General features: G+C 58.3%; 4 protein-coding genes and 1 pseudogene. All 5 read right to left on the bottom strand.

Going from position 1 to position 3,602, the window contains the following annotated elements:
- Positions 1-76 precede the first annotated feature (76 nt).
- The gene (locus Y708_RS22205; protein ID WP_051478416.1) at positions 77-319 is read right to left on the bottom strand and encodes a rhodanese-like domain-containing protein; all 243 of its coding nucleotides are present in this window, start codon (positions 317-319) and stop codon (positions 77-79) included.
- Between the two features lie 324 nt (positions 320-643).
- Positions 644-1,549, bottom strand: a complete 906-nt coding sequence (locus tag Y708_RS0101520; RefSeq protein ID WP_028278556.1) for a sulfurtransferase — start codon at positions 1,547-1,549, stop codon at positions 644-646.
- 522 nt (positions 1,550-2,071) lie between these two features.
- Positions 2,072-2,251: pseudogene (locus Y708_RS27965) on the bottom strand (ATP-binding protein); the annotation flags it as partial.
- 311 nt (positions 2,252-2,562) lie between these two features.
- Complete coding sequence (locus Y708_RS22200; RefSeq protein ID WP_051478415.1) at positions 2,563-3,219, bottom strand: 5'-nucleotidase; 657 nt, start codon at positions 3,217-3,219, stop codon at positions 2,563-2,565.
- Positions 3,220-3,305: 86 nt separating this feature from the next.
- A partial coding sequence (locus tag Y708_RS0101505; protein ID WP_028278555.1) for a transposase occupies positions 3,306-3,602 on the bottom strand: 297 nt, incomplete at its 5' end.

Genomic DNA, 3,602 nt, shown 5'->3' with positions numbered 1-3,602 from the left:
ATGACGTCCATGGTTTTCTCCTTAGGTGTTCAACGGTCAGGTGCAATGCCCGGGAATCGAACTCCCGGGCTGTTTCTCAAATTGTTGGCAGTCCGGCGCGCTGCCAGGCGATTATGCCGCCCGTCATGGTGGACGCGGTGAATCCGGCTTGGTTCAGTGCGTCCGCGACGGTGGCGCTGCGGTTACCGCTGCGGCAGACCGCGACCACAGGGACGGTGGGGTCCAGTTCGTGCAACCGCGCATGCAGGTCGCCCATGGGGATGTGCACGGCGCCGGAAATCATACCCTGTGCTACCTCGAAGTCCTCAAGTCCTGTCATTTTCGCAATGGAGTGACCCGGCTGCCCATCGGTCCCGCAACAAACTGCTTGTCGCCTGAACTGTTTGTCACCGTGAAAGCTGACGCACCGGCCTTTTGATAGCGTCGCACCGAGAGCTACTGTTGACTGTGGTTGCGCTTGTGAGAGTGGAATGAGTCGGCTAACGTGCGGCCAAATGAGAAAGTGCCGATAGGCAGGGGATCGCCGACGCTGAGTTTCCCCGATACGGATCCAAGAATTTCCTGTAAACCCGGCATGGTTGCCGCCCCTTTTGCGGGGATGCGTCGCAGCTGTTTCCAGAATGCCGTTTTTCAAGTTATGTATTTAGCGGGACGTAGCCGGAACGATTCCCGGATCTGCTCCCTTGGTGATCGGTACGCGGACGGCGTTGCCCCATTCGGTCCAGGAGCCGTCGTAATTGCGGACTTTTTCGAACCCCAGCAGGTGGGACAGGACAAACCACGTGTGGCTGGACCGTTCGCCGATTCGGCAGTAGGTCACCACATCATCGCCAGTCTTCAGTCCTGCTTCTCCGCAGTAGATTGCGTCGAGCTCCTCCCATGTACGAAATGTGCCATCCTCAGCGGCGGCCCGAGCCCACGGCACTGATACTGCCGTGGGAATGTGGCCCCCACGCAACGCACCCTCTTCTGGGTAGGCGGGCATGTGAGTGCGGGCGCCGGTGTATTCATCCATCGAGCGGACATCGATGAGCGGCCTTCCGAAGTGCTGTTGCACGTCGGTCATGAAGGCGCGGATGGGTGCGTCGTTACGGTCAACGACGGGGTAGTGAGTCGGGGTAATTTCGGGGATGTCAGTCGTCAGTTCGTGGCCGTCGGCGCTCCATTTATCCCGACCACCGTCGAGAAGGCGGACGTCTTCGTGACCGAAGAGGGTAAAGACCCACAGTGCGTAGGCGGCCCACCAGTTACTCTTGTCCCCGTAGATCACCACGGTCGTGTCCCTGGAGATACCTTTCGCCGACATGAGATTGGCAAAGTTCTCGCCATCGACGTAGTCGCGGGTGACTTCGTCATTAAGATCGATGTGCCAGTCGATTTTGACTGCACCGGGGATGTGTCCCGTGTCGTAAAGCAGGACGTCTTCATCCGACTCAACAACAATGAGATTTTCGCTGCCGAGGTGTCCGGCAAGCCATTGTGCGGAAACAAGCCGTTCCGGGTTGGCATAGTCGGCAAACTTGTCCTGCGGGTCTGTCCCGAGCGTCATTAGGAAGCCTTCCTGTTGAAAATGTCCGTAAACTACTATGCTACATAGTAATGCTTATGGAAGCGACTGATGGGTTGGGCTGGGGTGATACTGCCGTCAAATGAGAGAGTGGCGCACTTAGCCTGAGTCCACCAGTCTGCCGGGGCCGGAATCCGGTTTCGGCTGTTTATCGGTTTGCAGGCATGGGTGGGTATCGGGCCGGGCAGGGTTCTCTTTGGCCGCTGCGATGCGGCACCCCGTGAATCGAGCGTCTGCTTCCAGAGCTCATCCAGATTCGGCTTCTTTCGATCACCGGCCGTTTGCTGTCGGTGGGGTGGGCCGGATCACATCGCCGATATAGCAGCCGGATTCGGGCAGCAGGAGGTGCGCAGAGGTTCCCAAGGCGGTCTGTCAAGGGCCATTGAGAAGTGCCCACGGGCGGCCAGTATTACTGCCCGCTGGTGGCCATGAAAACTGCCCGTTCATGGCCAGCGGATCTGCCCACCAGGTGATTGGCGGCGTTGGCCATGTTCGGGACTTGGTTTAGTTCATCGGGGTGACTCCTTTTCCGGCGAGGGCTTGGCTGAGGCGGATGAATTCCCCTGAGATTTGGCAGACGTGCGCGTGGTGCAGCAGGCGGTCGACCGTCGCCGTGGCTAGGGTTTTGGGCATGAGCTCGTCAAAGCCGGCGGGATGCAGATTCGAGAAAACCGCGATGGATCGTTTAAAGTTTCGGGAAAGAAGGGCTCGCTCTCGGCATGGCGGAGGGCGCCCCGATCAATCCAGGCGGCCCCGCGGCAGCAACCTTCAGTTGGGCCGCAGCAGCTTTCGTTGGATTTGGTCGAGGGACACGATGCAAGTGTCACGACAATGAATGTCCCAAGGAATAGGCGCAGCGCTGGCAACCGAAAAGGGCCACACGCAAGATGCGCCTGAAAGGTCAATGAGTTGCCTGCATGGTACGGACGGATAGAATTACGATGCGTCGAAAATCTAATGAAAGTTTCCCCAAGTAGGGGTCGCGAAGGGAATCCCTAGGGAGAAACACTCGCCGGCGGTTCAACCTGGATTGCTGCAGAAGATTTCTCATTTCTAACGCCGAATACAACGTGGGCCGACATCGTGTGCTTCGAAGCGGACTCGATGTGAACCTTTTGGTCATCGAAGAAGATGTCTGGTTTCAGTACGCTCAACACAGGTCCCTTTTCAAGCCCACCAAGGAAGAAGGCGTCGTCAACAGTTACCCCCCAAGACTCGAGGGTGTTTAGTACCCGGAGGTCGGCAGGGCTATTACGCGCTGTCACGATGGAAGATCGCAGGCGCCGTTGGTAGATTGGGTCGGATTCTTTTCGTTGAGTCTCTAAGGACTGAATGCCTGCAATTGCCATAAAGAATGGTTTGATGGGCCCGCCAATTGCAGGTATGTTCATATTGTCTACTTCGTGAATGAGGAAACTTTGAAGATCGCCTTCTGCATAGACTCTCTCTGAGGAATCATCCGCCAAGACGCCATCGAAGTCGAACGCGATGGTTAGCGAATGCTCCCTTTGAGCAGGAAGAACCGGTTCACGCGCCGGGTAGACTCTTCCCGCTGGACACCCTAACCTCGATCTTTCATCGGGTGGGGTCGCCTGTGGGTCAGGGCTTACCGGCTGCCTGATGTCCTGAATTATGGCATCCGGGTACGACATTTTGCCCGAGTGGTCTCGGGTGGGACTGGTTTCCACTGGTTCCAAAGGCTGTGATCTGCTTCGTCGGGACACTGAGCCGTCCGGTCTCAGCCGGGGGCCGGCAGGGCCCGGATGCGGTCCAGGGCCTGAAGAATCGCTGGTGTTTCCGGGGCTGCGGCTGCCAGATGCAGGATGAAGCGGCGGCCGGTGCGCACGATTCTGCCAGCCGTTTCAAAGATCCTGGCCCGCAGCCGTTTGGGTTCCCACCGCCTGGCCTCGGTGCCCGCCAGAGCGAGCATCTGGGTCCAGGCCGTCAGTTCCACGGCCAGCATGACCAGATGAACCCACACTTCGTTGGAGGCAAACGCCGCCAGCGGCAGGTTGCCCAGGCCGGTGTCCTTACT

This window comes from Arthrobacter sp. H5, assembly GCF_000520595.1.
GTDB lineage: Bacteria > Actinomycetota > Actinomycetes > Actinomycetales > Micrococcaceae > Arthrobacter_D.
Note: the sequence above shows the minus strand (reverse complement) of the source record. Positions and strands in the feature narration are given on the sequence as shown.